Annotated in this window: 9 protein-coding genes and 2 rRNA genes; 10 read left to right on the plus strand and 1 reads right to left on the minus strand. The window is 47.6% G+C overall.

Features of this window, described 5'->3' with window-relative positions; translation table 11 throughout:
- From dnaA to gyrB, 6 genes are all read left to right on the plus strand, one after another.
- A complete protein-coding gene (dnaA, locus tag MKY23_RS00005) occupies positions 1 to 1347 on the plus strand; it encodes a chromosomal replication initiator protein DnaA (protein ID WP_090923606.1) in 1347 nt (448 codons plus the stop codon).
- Positions 1348 to 1581: 234 nt separating this feature from the next.
- Complete coding sequence (dnaN, locus tag MKY23_RS00010; RefSeq protein ID WP_090923607.1) at positions 1582 to 2724, plus strand: DNA polymerase III subunit beta; 1143 nt, start codon at positions 1582 to 1584, stop codon at positions 2722 to 2724.
- Positions 2725 to 2742: 18 nt separating this feature from the next.
- Positions 2743 to 2958: a S4 domain-containing protein YaaA gene (gene yaaA, locus MKY23_RS00015; RefSeq protein WP_090923608.1), complete on the plus strand. Its 216-nt coding sequence runs from the start codon at positions 2743 to 2745 to the stop codon at positions 2956 to 2958.
- 58 nt (positions 2959 to 3016) lie between these two features.
- Complete coding sequence (gene recF / locus MKY23_RS00020; protein WP_154889616.1) at positions 3017 to 4129, plus strand: DNA replication/repair protein RecF; 1113 nt, start codon at positions 3017 to 3019, stop codon at positions 4127 to 4129.
- A gap of 13 nt (positions 4130 to 4142) precedes the next feature.
- Complete coding sequence (locus tag MKY23_RS00025; protein WP_090923610.1) at positions 4143 to 4391, plus strand: extracellular matrix/biofilm biosynthesis regulator RemA family protein; 249 nt, start codon at positions 4143 to 4145, stop codon at positions 4389 to 4391.
- Between the two features lie 90 nt (positions 4392 to 4481).
- The gene (gyrB, locus tag MKY23_RS00030) at positions 4482 to 6392 is read left to right on the plus strand and encodes a DNA topoisomerase (ATP-hydrolyzing) subunit B (RefSeq protein ID WP_154889614.1); all 1911 of its coding nucleotides are present in this window, start codon (positions 4482 to 4484) and stop codon (positions 6390 to 6392) included.
- A gap of 62 nt (positions 6393 to 6454) precedes the next feature.
- On the opposite strand, the gene MKY23_RS00035 is transcribed toward gyrB, so the two are convergent.
- Positions 6455 to 7408 carry a YheC/YheD family protein gene (locus tag MKY23_RS00035; protein WP_339834338.1) on the minus strand — a complete coding sequence of 318 codons (954 nt, stop codon included), beginning with the start codon at positions 7406 to 7408 and terminating at the stop codon, positions 6455 to 6457.
- 425 nt (positions 7409 to 7833) lie between these two features.
- On the opposite strand from MKY23_RS00035, the gene gyrA reads away from it, so the two are divergent.
- The 4 genes from gyrA (at position 7834) to MKY23_RS00055 (ending at position 17049) form a co-directional block, all read left to right on the plus strand.
- On the plus strand, positions 7834 to 10392 hold the full coding sequence (gene gyrA, locus MKY23_RS00040; RefSeq protein WP_154960409.1) for a DNA gyrase subunit A: 2559 nt from the start codon (positions 7834 to 7836) through the stop codon (positions 10390 to 10392).
- A gap of 226 nt (positions 10393 to 10618) precedes the next feature.
- Positions 10619 to 11734 (plus strand): HD-GYP domain-containing protein, encoded by a 1116-nt coding sequence (locus MKY23_RS00045; protein ID WP_154960408.1) that lies wholly within the window; start codon positions 10619 to 10621, stop codon positions 11732 to 11734.
- Positions 11735 to 12231: 497 nt separating this feature from the next.
- A 16S ribosomal RNA gene (locus tag MKY23_RS00050) occupies positions 12232 to 13787 on the plus strand.
- Positions 13788 to 14121: 334 nt separating this feature from the next.
- Positions 14122 to 17049: ribosomal RNA gene (locus MKY23_RS00055) — 23S ribosomal RNA — on the plus strand.
- Together the 16S and 23S rRNA genes form the textbook arrangement of a ribosomal RNA operon.
- Positions 17050 to 17068: the final 19 nt, after the last annotated feature.

Here is a 17068-nt window from a genome sequence, read left to right on the forward strand (position 1 = left end):
GTGGACAGCCATACTTCTGATTTATGGCAGCAAATTTTATCAATCATACAAAATAAACTCAGCAAACCCAGCTTCGACACCTGGTTCAAAGCAACCAAGGCCACCAAGCTGAACGATCAGACCATCGTCATCTCCGCCCCAACTACGTTTGCCGTCGAATGGCTGGAGAGCCGTTACACCAAACTGGTTGGTTCGACGGTCTATGAACTGCTTGGGAAACAGGTCGATGTGAAATTTGTCATCGAGGAGAACAAACCTGTAGAACCAGATCCGCAGTTGCCGGCACCGACGCCGACAGTCGTTCAGGAAGAAGCCGTGCTCAGCATGCTGAATCCTAAATATACGTTCGACACCTTTGTCATTGGGCCGGGGAACCGTTTTGCCCACGCCGCATCGCTGGCGGTCGCTGAAGCGCCCGCCAAAGCCTACAATCCTCTTTTCCTATATGGAGGCGTAGGACTTGGCAAAACCCACTTGATGCATGCCATCGGACATTATATTTTGGAGCATAATCCGAGTAGCAAGGTGGTTTATTTGTCATCTGAGAAATTCACGAATGAGTTCATCAACTCCATCCGTGATAATCGCGGGGAAAGCTTCCGGAACAAGTACCGGAGCGTAGATATACTGCTTATTGATGATATTCAGTTCCTGGCCGGGAAAGAATCAACACAAGAGGAATTTTTCCATACGTTTAATGCGCTGCATGAGGAACGGAAGCAGATCATCATCTCCAGCGATAGACCACCTAAGGAAATTCCAACCCTGGAGGAGCGGCTGCGCTCCCGGTTTGAGTGGGGGTTAATTACGGATATTCAGCCTCCGGATCTGGAGACGCGGATTGCGATTTTGCGTAAAAAAGCGCGTGCGGAGAATCTGGATATTCCAAATGAAGCGATGATGTACATCGCCAACCAGATTGATACGAACATTCGGGAGCTTGAAGGAGCCCTGATTCGTGTCGTTGCTTACTCTTCACTGACCAATCAGGACGTTAGTTCTCATCTGGCCGCTGAAGCACTGAAGGATATTATTCCTTCCAGCCGTCCCAAAATGATCACGATTCAAGACATCCAACAAAAGGTCGGCGAATACTACAGCCTCAAGCTTGAAGATTTCAAAGCACGGAAACGGACAAAAGCTGTTGCTTTTCCTAGACAGATCGCTATGTATCTCTCTCGTGAACTGACAGACTTTTCTCTGCCCAAAATCGGGGAGGCTTTTGGAGGACGAGATCATACCACGGTCATTCATGCCCATGAAAAAATCTCTCAAGCGATCAAGAACGATCAAGATCTCTATAAAGTTATCAACAACTTAACCGAAAAAATTAAGAATCCAACCTGAACAAGTCCCAAGCCTATGCACAACGTGTACACATGTGGATAGGCTTAATTTTATGGGTTTAACCCTACTTATCCACATATTCAGTGCCCCTATTACTATTATTACTATAAAGATCTAAAGATATCTTCTCCAAAAAGCCGTTGCAAAGCACGGCCTTCGGCCTTTCGATAAACACCTTTTTTAAGACCAAAACAAAACCAATAGACATCTAACAAATCCGCTAGGAGTGAAACCATGAAAATCAGCATAATGAAAAGTTATCTTAACGAATCCATTCAACAAGTATCCAAAGCGATCTCAAGTCGTACGACGATCCCCATTCTGAGCGGTATCAAATTCGACGTGAATCACCAAGGTGTAACGTTGACAGCAAGTGACACAGATATCTCCATTCAATCATTTATCCCGCTTGAAGAGGGAGACAAAAGTGTTGTTCAAGTAGAACAACCGGGTAGCGTTGTTCTGCCAGCCAAATTTTTCGTAGAGATCATCAAAAAGTTGCCTTCGCAGGAAGTACACATGGAAGTCAAAGAAAACTTCAACACTTTTATTTCGGCAGGTGCAACGGAGATTCAACTGGTAGGTCTGGACCCGGAAGAGTTCCCGGTACTGCCAAGCATTGAAGAGAACCAAACGGTCTCCATTCCTGGAGATTTGCTGAAAAATATGATTAAACAGACCGTGTTCTCCATTTCCACCCATGAAACGACACCTATTCTGACAGGTGTACTCTGGAGTCTTGGTGATAACGAGTTGAAATTTGTGGCAACGGACCGTCACCGTCTTGCTACACGTGCAGCAATGCTGGATAATGCAGAGGGTATCCGTTTCAACAACGTCGTCATTTCCGGTAAAACACTAAACGAGCTGAGTAAAATCGTTCCCGACCAGAACACACTTGTGGATATCGTTGTCGCAGATAATCAGGTGTTGTTTAAAATTGACCGTGTACTTTTCTACTCCCGTATTTTGGACGGAACATATCCGGATACTTCTAGAATTATTCCAACGTCATACAAAACAGAACTTGTTTTGGACACAAAAAAATTAAGTGAATCGATTGACCGGGCTTATTTGCTGTCGCGTGAGGAAAAAACAAACATTGTGCGCATGCAGACGATGGACTCCGGCACGATTGAAATATCCTCCAGCTCCTCTGAGCTTGGTAAAGTAAGAGAAGAGATTGAGCCGGCTGAATTTTCGGGAGAACCGCTCAAGATCTCGTTTAACTCCAAATACATGCTGGATGTGCTGAAAGTGGTGGAGAGTGAGCAACTGATGATTGCCTTTACGGGTGTCATGAGTCCGATCATCTTGAAACCGCTCGACGACAGTCAGAGCCTATACGTCATCCTGCCTTACCGGACGACCAATTAACGAAAGGAAGATCACACGATGAAGCAAGTATCGATTCGTACGGAATATATTAAGCTTGACCAATTTTTAAAACTAGCAGACTGCATCCCTACGGGAGGTATGGCAAAAGCCCTCCTCCAAGAAGGGCTTGTTCGTGTGAATAAAGAGGCTGAGGAACGCCGTGGACGGAAGTTATACCCTGGGGATATCGTTGAGGTAGACGGAGAAGGCACGTTCGAAGTGGTTGCGGAGTAAAAGACCAAGGTGCAATCCTGCTGCCTCCTGACGGACGGGATAAAAGGGAGGTTAACGCGTGTTTGTAAACAGCATAGAGTTGCAGCAATTCCGCAATTATGAGCATCTGAAGCTGGAATCATTTGGACCCGTCAATCTGTTGATTGGACAAAATGCCCAAGGCAAGACCAATCTGGCCGAGGCTATTTTTGTGCTGGCACTCACCAAGAGCCACCGCACCTCCCGAGATAAGGAACTGATCCGTTTTGGGGAAGAACGGTCAAGGCTCACCGCCGAGGTTGACAAAAAATACGGAGCAGTTAAGCTGGAGCTGTCCTTATCACAGCAAGGGAAAAAGGCAAAGATTAACGGTCTGGAGCAACGTAAATTAAGCGATTTTGTCGGCTCTCTCAACGTGGTGATGTTTGCCCCCGAGGATCTGGAGATTGTCAAAGGCACACCGGGGGTTCGCCGCCGGTTCCTTGACATGGAGATCGGGCAGGTGGCTCCAGGTTATCTCTATCATCTGCAGCAGTATCAGAAAGTGCTGGTGCAACGGAATAATCTACTCAAGCAACTGTGGGGAAAAGGGGATTCAGCTCAAGCGATGCTGGAAATCTGGAACGAACAGCTTGCAGAGCACGGTGTTAAAATCGTCAAAAAAAGGAAACAATTCATAAAGAAACTTCAAAAGTGGGCAGAAACGATCCATCAGGGGATTACTGGAGGTGGAGAAGTTCTGCGTCTGGCCTACCTTCCCTCCTTCAGCGAAGCCGCTGAGGAAGATGAAGCTGTCTTAATGGAGCAATTTATGATAAAATTATCACAAATGAAAGAGCAGGAGATTCGCCGGGGCACAACGCTGAGTGGGCCACATCGGGATGACCTGTCCTTTTTCATTAACGAACGGGAAGTACAAACGTATGGCTCTCAGGGGCAGCAACGCACAACAGCGTTGTCTCTTAAGCTTGCGGAGATTGAACTGATTCATGAAGAGATCGGGGAATATCCGGTTCTGTTGCTGGATGACGTATTATCCGAACTTGATCCTTTTCGTCAGACCCAGCTGATCGAAACATTCCAAAGCAAGGTACAGACTTTTATTACCGCTACGGGAATCGAGAGCCTGAACGTTGACAAGCTTAAAGACGCTAGTATCTATCACGTTCATGCCGGACAGGTGGAACGCTAAGGGGTGAGGGCTTATGTACATTCATCTGGGCGGTGAAAAAATCATCCGTTCTTCTGAGTTGGTTGCTATTTTTGATATATCGATCGAGAAATCCTCAAAAATATCCAAGCAGTATGTTACACATGCCGAACAGGAAAAAACGGTCGAACATATCGGCGAAGAGGAAGCAAAGTCTATCGTGGTGACGAAAAACATTGTGTATTACTCACCGATTTCCTCCGCAACGCTCAAGAAGCGTGCGCACCATTTTCCTGATTTATAGCGGATATTCAAGAGAGAATTTCTTTGTCTGCTAATATTCTTAAGTTAACGCATATTCAAGATATTGAATCTATAGAAGTAGGTGAAAGGCATGTCTATGAATCAACCGTCATATGATGCGAATGAAATTCAGGTCCTTGAAGGACTGGAAGCCGTACGTAAACGTCCGGGGATGTACATCGGTTCCACCAGTGCCAAAGGTCTGCATCATCTGGTCTGGGAAGTAGTGGACAACAGTATCGATGAAGCGCTGGCGGGTTACTGTGATCATATCGAGATCAACATCCATGAAGACAACAGTGTAACCGTTGTGGATAATGGACGGGGTATTCCAGTTGGCGAACATGCCAAAATGAAACGTCCAGCTCTGGAAGTCGTTATGACTGTTCTTCATGCAGGGGGTAAATTCGGCGGCGGAGGGTACAAGGTATCCGGTGGTCTGCACGGTGTAGGTGTATCCGTTGTTAACGCACTTTCTGAAAAAGTAGTCGTTACTGTAAAACGGGATGGTCATATCCATCAACAGGAATACCGCCGCGGTGCTCCGCAATATGATCTCAAAGTGATCGGCACAACCGACGAGACGGGAACAACTGTGACGTTCCATCCCGATCCGGAGATTTTTACAGAAACTTTGGTATATGATTACGAAACATTGCTTACACGTGTCCGTGAGCTGGCGTTCCTGAACAAAGGAATCGGTCTGACTCTGACAGATGAGCGTACAGGTGTAACTAACTCCTTCATGTACGAAGGCGGGATCATTGAGTATGTGTCCTTCTTGAATCAAAAGCGTGAAGTGTTGCATGAGAATCCGATCTACGTTGAAGGTTCACGGGATAACATTCAGGTGGAGGTTGCACTGCAGTACAATGACAATTACACCGAGAATATTTATTCTTTTGCGAATAACATCAACACCCATGAGGGCGGAACGCACGAGTCAGGCTTTAAGAGTGCACTCACCCGGATTATTAATGACTATGCCCGTAAGGCTGGTGTAATCAAGGATAGTACCGGCAATCTGTCTGGTGACGATGTGCGTGAAGGTCTGACGGCCATTATTTCGGTCAAAATTCCGGAACCGCAATTCGAAGGACAAACAAAAACAAAGCTCGGAAACAGTGAAGTACGTGGTATTGTGGAGTCTTTGTTTGCAGAGAAGCTGCAGGAGTTCTTGGAAGAGAATCCTTCCGTATCCCGTCGTATTTTGGAAAAAGGATTGCAGGCTGCGCGTGCCCGTGAAGCGGCTCGTAAAGCTCGTGAACTGACACGCCGTAAAGGCGCGCTTGAAGTCAGCTCCCTGCCGGGTAAGCTGGCGGACTGTTCATCCAAAGATGCGTCCATCAGTGAATTGTACATCGTCGAGGGTGACTCTGCCGGCGGTTCAGCCAAACAGGGTCGTGACCGTCACTTCCAGGCTATTTTGCCGCTTCGTGGTAAGATCCTGAACGTGGAAAAGGCACGTCTTGACCGTATCCTGGGTAATGCCGAGATTCGTGCGATCATCACTGCGATGGGAACAGGGATCGGCGATGATTTCGACATCTCCAAAGCACGTTATCACAAAATCATTCTGATGACCGATGCCGATGTCGATGGTGCCCATATCCGTACACTGTTGCTGACATTCTTGTATCGGTATATGCGCAAAATCATTGAGGCCGGTTATGTATATATTGCACAGCCACCACTGTTCAAGATTGAGCGTAACAAAGTCATTCGTTATGCAGGCTCCGAGAAAGAGCGTGACGAGATTATTGCTTCATTGGGTGAGAACGTCAAGTTCAATATCCAGCGGTACAAAGGTCTTGGCGAGATGAATGCCGGACAATTGTGGGAAACCACGATGGACCCGGAAAGCCGGACAATGTTGCAAGTATCGATCAGCGATGCGATGCTCGCGGATGCCATGTTTGACACCTTGATGGGAGATAACGTCGAACCTCGTCGTGACTTCATCCAGGAGAATGCAAAATACGTGAAAAACCTCGATATTTAACGAGTTGCGAAGAGGCGCCTGTGAGGGCGCCTTTTTTTATATTATGAGTGATATGCGCTTATTTACCTGGCAGTCCGTCGTTTGATTGCGGAAGCCTGGGCTTTGGAAGCCTTAGAGGTTGTTTTTTTCGCTTTGCCTTTTTTGGAGGGTAAGCGTCCGTAAGCAATGGCATAACGTTTGATTTTGCGGTAAGCCTCTTTATCGGGAAGCAGACCAAATGCATAGATGCCGGGCAGTGTGTTGACCTCCAGAATCCAGGGACGCCCATGATCATCCAAAGCGATATCAATTCCAATTTCTTTGAGTCTGGGAAAAGAGCTTTGCAATTGGACAGCAGTATGGATACCGAGGCGGTGCAATTCATGCTTAAGCTTTTGATATCCTTCCCTTTTGAGTTGCGGGAGTACAAGTTCTTCAAAGGTGGCCAGACGGCCGCCTCCGTGGATATTGGTAATGATTTTTCCTGGCGCAGCAACCCGTCCGAGAATACCTGTCGTTTCCCAGCTGTGCTGTGGATTCTTCTGGGTTAATACGCGCAGGTCAAAAGGTAATCCCTCATGTGTCATTAGTGGAATACCCTGTTGAATGATATAGTCACGTTTCTGAATACGTTCGTTCAATGCGTTCTCAAGTTCTGTGAGCGAATGAAAGACTCGCTCTTCAGTTCCATGTTGCAGATGATAGGTCGTAATATCGGACATAGTCGGAGGAATAGGCTCTGATTCTACTGATTCAGGTGAGGTGGATTCGTCAGATACTTCATCACTTATGGATTTGGCAGTTGAGTCTGCAGAACGAGGGACTGTGATTGTGGTGTGAACTGTCCTTACCCGCATCACCCCATTACCGTAAGTTCCCCTGTCGGGTTTAATAAAATTGGCTGGGAATAACTCGGTCATTCGTTCTAGTGTTTGCGAGCTATATTTTCGGGTCACCGGTATATATTCATTGACATGACGACTGCGTTGCAAAATTGCTGTTTTAGTCCATTTGCTGGAGACACGCTGGATACTCATGTGCATCAGTCCTTTCTTGTTTTGATCCGTTGTGCTGAGGGACATTATGCAGAAAATCAAAGGACAAGAGATGATTTCAGTGGTATAATAGAGGAATATGGCGTTTTGTGCTGTCAGCCGATAAAATTGCAGTTTGATTGCCACGTGGGAACGGCTCTAGCCTTGATTGGACAGTACATATGCCGCTTTTCTAGCATTGTATGTGCAATTGCAGAGGAAGGCAGGGCGAACCCCCAGACACGCTCAAGTTCCTGGAAGAAAGGCTATTGCCCAGCGGACGTTTAATTGTGTAACTTTTGTGAAAGTAATATAATAAAGAGTAGCGTTCTTGCGCGGTTTTAGCCTTGTTAGGCTTTTCACATATATTAATTTTCTGGAAATGATTGATTTGGAACGTTTGTTGAAGGACAAGAAGGAGGTCCAGCATGGCGGAAGAAATGAACTCGCAGATTAAAGATCGGGATATTGGCGTCGAGATGCGTGAATCGTTTATGGATTATGCGATGAGCATCATTGTGAGCCGTGCCCTGCCAGATGTGCGTGATGGATTGAAGCCGGTTCACCGGCGCATTCTATATGCAATGTCGGAGCTTGGCATGACACCTGATAAACCACATAAAAAATCAGCCAGAATCGTCGGCGAAGTTATCGGTAAGTATCACCCGCACGGTGACTCTGCCGTTTACGAGACGATGGTACGGATGGCACAGGACTTCTCCCTGCGTTACATGCATGTAGATGGACACGGTAACTTCGGATCAGTCGATGGTGATATGGCTGCAGCGATGCGTTATACCGAGGCACGTTTGTCCAAGATTGCGATGGAAATGCTCAGAGATATCAATAAGGACACCATTGACTTCCAACCAAACTATGATGGCGAAGAAAATGAACCTATTGTTCTCCCTGCTCGTTTTCCTAACTTGCTTGTCAATGGAGTTGGCGGGATCGCCGTAGGTATGGCTACCAACATTCCTCCTCATAATCTGGGAGAGGTTATTGACGGCGTACAGGCCATGATTAAAAATCCAGACATTACGTCCATGGAACTGATGGATTATATCCAAGGTCCAGACTTCCCTACATCTGGTTATATTCTGGGACGTTCAGGTATTCGTCAGGCTTACCAGACTGGACGCGGATCGGTAACGATGCGTGCCAGAACCAATATCGAAGAGAACAATAACAAAGCTCGTATCGTCGTTACAGAGCTTCCGTACCAGGTGAACAAAGCAAGACTCGTAGAGAAAATTGCTGAACTGGTACGTGACAAAAAGATCGATGGCATAACCGATCTGCGTGATGAATCTGACCGTAATGGTATGCGGGTTGTGATTGAGCTTCGCAGGGACGTCAATCCTGGTGTTGTGCTGAACAATTTGTACAAGCACACTTCGATGCAGTCCACATTCGGTATTAACATGCTTGCGATCGTCAATAAAGAACCAAAGATTCTGAATCTGCGTGAAGTGTTATATCACTATTTGCAGCACCAGATTGAGGTTATTCGTCGCCGTACACAATTCGAATTGAGAAAAGCGGAAGCTCGTGCTCACATTCTGGAAGGTTTGCGTATTGCATTGGATCACATCGACGAGATCATTACGTTGATTCGTTCATCAAGCAATACAGATGCCGCTAGAGAAGGTTTGATTGAGCGTTTCTCACTCAGCCATGACCAGGCGCAAGCTATTCTGGATATGCGTTTGCAACGTCTGACAGGTTTGGAACGTGAACGGATCGAGAACGAGTACAACGAATTGATGGTCAAAATCCGCGAGTATCGCGAAATTTTGGCTAATGAACATCTTGTACTTGAGATTATCAGTACAGAGCTTCAGGAAATTCGTGAGCGTTTTGGTGACGATCGCCGTACCGAGATCACGGTTGGAGAAGAAAGTATTCTGGATGAGGATCTGATTCCACGTGAAGAAGTAATCATCACGATTACCCACACAGGTTACGTTAAACGTCTGCCTGTATCTACCTACCGTAGCCAAAAACGCGGAGGACGCGGTGTTGTAGGGATGGATACAAAGGATACCGACTTTGTCGAGCATCTTTTTGTTACCAACTCTCACAATTACCTGATGTTCTTCACGGATAAAGGTAAAGTATATCGCCTGAAAGCTTATGAGATTCCAGAGCTTGGACGTACAGCGCGTGGGACACCAATTATCAACCTGATTCAGATTGAGCAAGGGGAGTCTGTCAATGCGGTTATTCCAGTACAGGAATTCGAGAGCGATAAGTATCTATTCTTTGCAACACGTCAGGGTGTAGTGAAGAAAACGCCGCTTGAAGATTACACGAACATTCGCAAAGGCGGACTTATCGGGATCTCCTTGCGTGATGATGACAGCCTGATTGATGTGAAGCTGACGGATGGGCAACAAGAGATTATCATGGGTACAGCTCATGGAATGTCTATTCGTTTCTCGGAGGGTAATGTACGTTCTATGGGACGTAGTGCTACCGGGGTTAAGGGTATCACGCTTGACGATCAAGACGCGGTTATCGGTATGGACGTCGTAGATGCTGATCTGGATGTTTTGATTGTCACAGCCAAAGGGTACGGTAAACGGACCCCAGTTAGTGATTACCGGATGCAAACTCGTGGTGGTAAAGGAATCAAGACGATCAATGTTACCGAGAAGAACGGTGCTGTTGTCAGCCTCAAAATGGTTAAAACAGAAGAGGATCTGATGATTATCACATCCAGTGGTACACTAATTCGGATGAGCATGGATGGCATCTCAACCATGGGTCGCTATACTCAGGGTGTGAAGCTAATCCATATTCGTGAGGAAGACGCTGTAGCTACCGTAAGCCGAATTGATAAAAATGAAGAAGAACCAGATGAAGAAAACGATGAAGCAACAGAATCTGGGGCGTCCTCTGATACAGAGTTAAATCTGGAAGAAGGCATGGCGTCTGAAGCAGAAGCTGATGTTCAAGATGATGATTCAGGTTCGGAAGAATAACATAGGTATCTTGTTTTATTGAATCGTTAAGAAACTTGAAACAGGATACGAAGGGCTCCCTTTATGGGGGCCTTTTTGATATGTACAGAAGAAATAATGGAAGCTTAAAAATCTAGGATGTACAGCCTGTTTTCTGAGTAATATAATGGGAAATAACATGAGAAACCGGGACTATGGTCTTGTATTGTCATCATCTTAAGAAGAACGATGAGTGAGGGGAATCGGTATGGGATTAATTACCCTGTCAGAAGTCAAACCAGGACTAAAATTGGGAAGTGATGTGCAGACGTCACGTGGCAATGTGTTGCTTCAAAAGGGTAAAATTATTTTACCTAAAGATATGGAAGTCCTCAGGGCGTTTTTGATTCATCAGGTGGACATCGAACAAGAGAGGACAGGAACTAGCAGTGGAGGTTCAAAAGGAGTAACTGGACCCAGCGGAGCATTAGGAACAGCCGTCGCAGAGAAGAATGGGGAACGGACAAGTACAATAGTTTCAGCCCCAGTTATTACACTTCAGGATGAATACGAGAAAATGGTTACGTTGACTAAAAACGCGTTTCTCTCCTCATTAGCTGCTGAATTGCCCGTTTATGAGTTACGGACACAGCTAGAGGCTTTGTTCATACATCTCAAACAATATAATGTGCTTACCTTCAGTCCACGCAATATGAAAGAGCATGATTATGTATATCACCATGCTGTGCTAAGCGCGATCACATCCTATCAACTGGCTCAGTGGATCGATCTCCCCTCCAAGGACTGGATGCAGGTTGCCTTTGCTGGATTGTTCCATGATATCGGTAATAACAAGGTTGATCCGCAGATTCTCCATAAACCTTCTTCTCTGACAGCGGAGGAGCAAGAGGAGATCAGGCAACACACCAAGTATGGTTATCAGATTCTTAAACAGGCTAAGGCCATCAATGAAGGTGCAAGACTTGCAGCACTGCAGCATCACGAAAAAGTGGATGGATCGGGTTATCCCTTGCAACTTACCGGGACACAGATTCATATCTATGCCAAAATCGTAGCTATCGCAGATATTTTCCATGCAATGACCCTAGAGAAGATTTATCGTAAGGCTCAATCTCCATATCTGGTTCTAGAACAAATTCAAAGTGAGGCGTTTGGTAAACTGGAACCTTCTGTTGTGAATATGTTTGTGCAACGCTCCACCCAGATTCATAACGGAATACGAGTGAAACTGAGTAATAACCAGATTGGGGAAATTATTTTCTCAGATCGAGATCATCCTACTCGGCCAATGGTATCTGTAGAAGGATCGATTATTAATTTGATGCAACAAAGACAGTTATATATTCAAGAAGTATTAGGTTAGAAGCATAGTTGGATTTGTAATGTGAAGACCTTCTCATAACGAGAGGGTCTTTTTTTAATATGGTAGTTAAAAGATTAACGTTTATGAGTATATTCGTTATCAAATGAGTCCAACTATAGTTTAGTGTTAAGTAATAAAAGAAATTAGAAAAAACACTTGCATTAAAATTCTCTACATGGTATATTCTAATTCCGGCCAAGAAAACACAGTTTACACGGTGCGGCAAGCCAGTAAAAACAAGCTTCCAAAGAAACTTAAAAAAGGTGCTTGCAAAGTTGGTTCGGAAATGATATGATATAAAAGTTACTGAAGCGAATGAGTGACGGTGACTGAATGCGTTTGATCTTTGAAAACTGAACAACGAGTGAGTAAACATTCTGCTTGCAGAATGATGTGAAGGTTTTTGGTACATGCCATCTGGCTGTATGGAAACTGGAACACAAATGAGATTTTAATCTCGTCAGATTCAAAATGAGCTTATCGCTCTTTTCAATACTTTATTGGAGAGTTTGATCCTGGCTCAGGACGAACGCTGGCGGCATGCCTAATACATGCAAGTCGAGCGGACTTGAAGAGAAGCTTGCTTCTCTGATGGTTAGCGGCGGACGGGTGAGTAACACGTAGGCAACCTGCCCTCAAGCTTGGGACAACTACCGGAAACGGTAGCTAATACCGAATACTTGTTTTCTTCGCCTGAAGGAAACTGGAAAGACGGAGCAATCTGTCACTTGGGGATGGGCCTGCGGCGCATTAGCTAGTTGGTGAGGTAACGGCTCACCAAGGCGACGATGCGTAGCCGACCTGAGAGGGTGATCGGCCACACTGGGACTGAGACACGGCCCAGACTCCTACGGGAGGCAGCAGTAGGGAATCTTCCGCAATGGGCGAAAGCCTGACGGAGCAATGCCGCGTGAGTGATGAAGGTTTTCGGATCGTAAAGCTCTGTTGCCAGGGAAGAACGCTTGGGAGAGTAACTGCTCTCAAGGTGACGGTACCTGAGAAGAAAGCCCCGGCTAACTACGTGCCAGCAGCCGCGGTAATACGTAGGGGGCAAGCGTTGTCCGGAATTATTGGGCGTAAAGCGCGCGCAGGCGGTCATGTAAGTCTGGTGTTTAATCCCGGGGCTCAACCCCGGATCGCACTGGAAACTGTGTGACTTGAGTGCAGAAGAGGAGAGTGGAATTCCACGTGTAGCGGTGAAATGCGTAGAGATGTGGAGGAACACCAGTGGCGAAGGCGACTCTCTGGGCTGTAACTGACGCTGAGGCGCGAAAGCGTGGGGAGCAAACAGGATTAGATACCCTGGTAGTCCACGCCGTAAACGATGAGTGCTAGGTGTTAGGGGTTTCGATACCCTTGGTGCCGAAGTTAACACATTAAGCACTCCGCCTGGGGAGTACGGTCGCAAGACTGAAACTCAAAGGAATTGACGGGGACCCGCACAAGCAGTGGAGTATGTGGTTTAATTCGAAGCAACGCGAAGAACCTTACCAGGTCTTGACATCCAACTAACGAGGCAGAGATGCGTTAGGTGCCCTTCGGGGAAAGTTGAGACAGGTGGTGCATGGTTGTCGTCAGCTCGTGTCGTGAGATGTTGGGTTAAGTCCCGCAACGAGCGCAACCCTTATATTTAGTTGCCAGCACTTCGGGTGGGCACTCTAGATAGACTGCCGGTGACAAACCGGAGGAAGGTGGGGATGACGTCAAATCATCATGCCCCTTATGACCTGGGCTACACACGTACTACAATGGCCGGTACAACGGGCTGCGAAATCGCGAGATGGAGCCAATCCCAACAAAGCCGGTCTCAGTTCGGATTGCAGGCTGCAACTCGCCTGCATGAAGTCGGAATTGCTAGTAATCGCGGATCAGCATGCCGCGGTGAATACGTTCCCGGGTCTTGTACACACCGCCCGTCACACCACGAGAGTTTATAACACCCGAAGTCGGTGGGGTAACCGCAAGGAGCCAGCCGCCGAAGGTGGGATAGATGATTGGGGTGAAGTCGTAACAAGGTAGCCGTATCGGAAGGTGCGGCTGGATCACCTCCTTTCTATGGAGAATCGTTTCCCGCGTGGAAACATTCAAATATGCAGCTCAGCTGCAAACCACTCACTCGTTGCTCAGTTTTGAGAGCTCAAACTCTCAAAACTTCTCGTTTGTTCGACCGACACATCCGTGAACGGCCCGAACCAAACGATTTGTTCTTTGAAAACTAGATATCGAAACGAAACAAACGCGAATTAGAATATTCCTTTAAGCTGATCTTGTGTAAACAAGTGAAGTGTTTTATAAGGTAGATTGCTGGAGCGAGTGATCGAAATGGAACGACTTTTGGATTTGCGCAAGCAAACCAAGGGAAGTGACAGCTCGAACACGAGCGCAATGGTTAAGCTACTAAGAGCACACGGAGGATGCCTAGGCGCTAGGAGCCGATGAAGGACGTGGCGAACAACGAAACTGCCTCGGGGAGCTGTAAGCAAGCTTTGATCCGGGGATGTCCGAATGGGGAAACCCAGCTGGGGTAATATCCAGTTACTCATAACTGAATACATAGGTTATGTAGAGGCATACCAGGGGAACTGAAACATCTAAGTACCCTGAGGAAGAGAAAACAATAGTGATTCCGTCAGTAGCGGCGAGCGAACGCGGAGAAGCCCAAACCAGAGAGCTTGCTCTTTGGGGTTGTGGGACGTCTCACATGGAGTTACAAAGGAACCGGTTAAGCGAAGAGGTCTGGAAAGGCCCGCCAAAGAAGGTAAAAGCCCTGTAATTGAAAGTCTGTTCCCTCCGAGACGGATCCCGAGTAGTGCGGGGCACGTGAAACCCCGTATGAATCCGGCAGGACCATCTGCCAAGGCTAAATACTTCCTAGCGACCGATAGTGAAGCAGTACCGTGAGGGAAAGGTGAAAAGCACCCCGGAAGGGGAGTGAAATAGAACCTGAAACCGTGTGCTTACAAAAAGTCAGAGCCCGTTTTAGGGGTGATGGCGTGCCTTTTGTAGAATGAACCGGCGAGTTACGTTCCCGTGCAAGGTTAAGGTGAAGAGCCGGAGCCGCAGCGAAAGCGAGTCTGAATAGGGCGAGTGAGTACGTGGACGTAGACCCGAAACCGGGTGATCTACCCCTGTCCAGGGTGAAGGTGCGGTAACACGCACTGGAGGCCCGAACCCACGCATGTTGAAAAATGCGGGGATGAGGTGGGGGTAGCGGAGAAATTCCAATCGAACTCGGAGATAGCTGGTTCTCCCCGAAATAGCTTTAGGGCTAGCCTCGGAAAACAGAGTCGTGGAGGTAGAGCACTGATTGGGTGCGGGGCCCGCAAGGGTTACCAAGCTCAGTCAAACTCCGAATGCCATAGACTTACTTCCGGGAGTCAGACAGTGAGTGCTAAGATCCATTGTCAAAAGGGAAACAGCCCAGACCATCAGCTAAGGTCCCCAAGTGTGTGTTAAGTGGGAAAGGATGTGGAGTTGCACAGACAACCAGGATGTTGGCTTAGAAGCAGCCACCATTGAAAGAGTGCGTAATAGCTCACTGGTCGAGTGACTCTGCGCCGAAAATGTAACGGGGCTAAACACACCACCGAAGCTATGGCTTGATGCTTGCATCAGGGGTAGGGGAGCGTTGTATAAGGGTTGAAGGTGTACCGTAAGGAGCGCTGGACATTATACAAGTGAGAATGCCGGTATGAGTAACGAAAAGATCAGTGAGAATCTGATCCGCCGAAAGCCTAAGGGTTCCTGAGGAAGGCTCGTCCGCTCAGGGTAAGTCGGGACCTAAGGCGAGGCCGAAAGGCGTAGTCGAAGGACAACAGGTCGAAATTCCTGTACCACCGTAAATCGTTACGAGCGATGGGGGGACGCAGTAGGGTAGTGACGCAGACTGATGGATGTCTGTCCAAGCAGTAAGGCTGATGTGTAGGCAAATCCGCACATCATTAAGGCTGAGCTGTGATGGGGAGTGAAAATTACAGTAGCGAAGGTCATGATCTCACACTGCCAAGAAAAGCCTCTAGCCAGATGAAGGTGCCCGTACCGCAAACCGACACAGGTAGGCGAGAAGAGAATTCTAAGGCGCGCGGAAGAACTCTCGTTAAGGAACTCGGCAAAATGACCCCGTAACTTCGGGAGAAGGGGTGCCCCGGTAGTGTGAATAGCACGAGGGGGCCGCAGTGAAAAGGCCCAAGCGACTGTTTAGCAAAAACACAGGTCTGTGCGAAGCCGTAAGGCGAAGTATACGGGCTGACGCCTGCCCGGTGCTGGAAGGTTAAGGGGAGTGGTTAGGGAGTAATCCCGAAGCTGTGAACCGAAGCCCCAGTAAACGGCGGCCGTAACTATAACGGTCCTAAGGTAGCGAAATTCCTTGTCAGGTAAATTCTGACCCGCACGAATGGCGTAACGACTTGGGCGCTGTCTCAACGAGAGATCCGGTGAAATTTTAATACCTGTGAAGATGCAGGTTACCCGCGACAAGACGGAAAGACCCCATGGAGCTTTACTGCAGCTTGATATTGAATTTGGGTACGATCTGTACAGGATAGGTGGGAGCCTTTGAAGCGTGAGCGCCAGCTTGCGTGGAGGCACCGTTGGGATACCACCCTGATCGTATCTAGGTTCTAACCTGGTACCGTAATCCGGTGCGGGGACAGTGTCAGGTGGGCAGTTTGACTGGGGCGGTCGCCTCCTAAAGAGTAACGGAGGCGCCCAAAGGTTCCCTCAGAATGGTTGGAAATCATTCGAAGAGTGCAAAGGCATAAGGGAGCTTGACTGCGAGACCTACAAGTCGAGCAGGGACGAAAGTCGGGCTTAGTGATCCGGTGGTACCGCATGGAAGGGCCATCGCTCAACGGATAAAAGCTACCCTGGGGATAACAGGCTTATCTCCCCCAAGAGTCCACATCGACGGGGAGGTTTGGCACCTCGATGTCGGCTCATCGCATCCTGGGGCTGAAGTAGGTCCCAAGGGTTGGGCTGTTCGCCCATTAAAGCGGTACGCGAGCTGGGTTCAGAACGTCGTGAGACAGTTCGGTCCCTATCTGTCGTGGGCGTAGGAAATTTGAGAGGAGCTGTCCTTAGTACGAGAGGACCGGGATGGACGTACCGCTGGTGTACCAGTTGTTCCGCCAGGAGCACCGCTGGGTAGCTATGTACGGACGGGATAAGCGCTGAAAGCATCTAAGCGTGAAGCCCCCCTCAAGATGAGATTTCCCAGTATGTAAGACCCCTTGAAGACGACGAGGTAGATAGGCTGGGGGTGGAAGTGCAGTAATGCATGGAGCTGACCAGTACTAATCGGTCGAGGGCTTATCCAATATGCAAGTTTTAAATCGC

Source organism: Paenibacillus sp. FSL R7-0272, assembly GCF_037969905.1.
GTDB classification, from domain to species: domain Bacteria; phylum Bacillota; class Bacilli; order Paenibacillales; family Paenibacillaceae; genus Paenibacillus; species Paenibacillus polysaccharolyticus.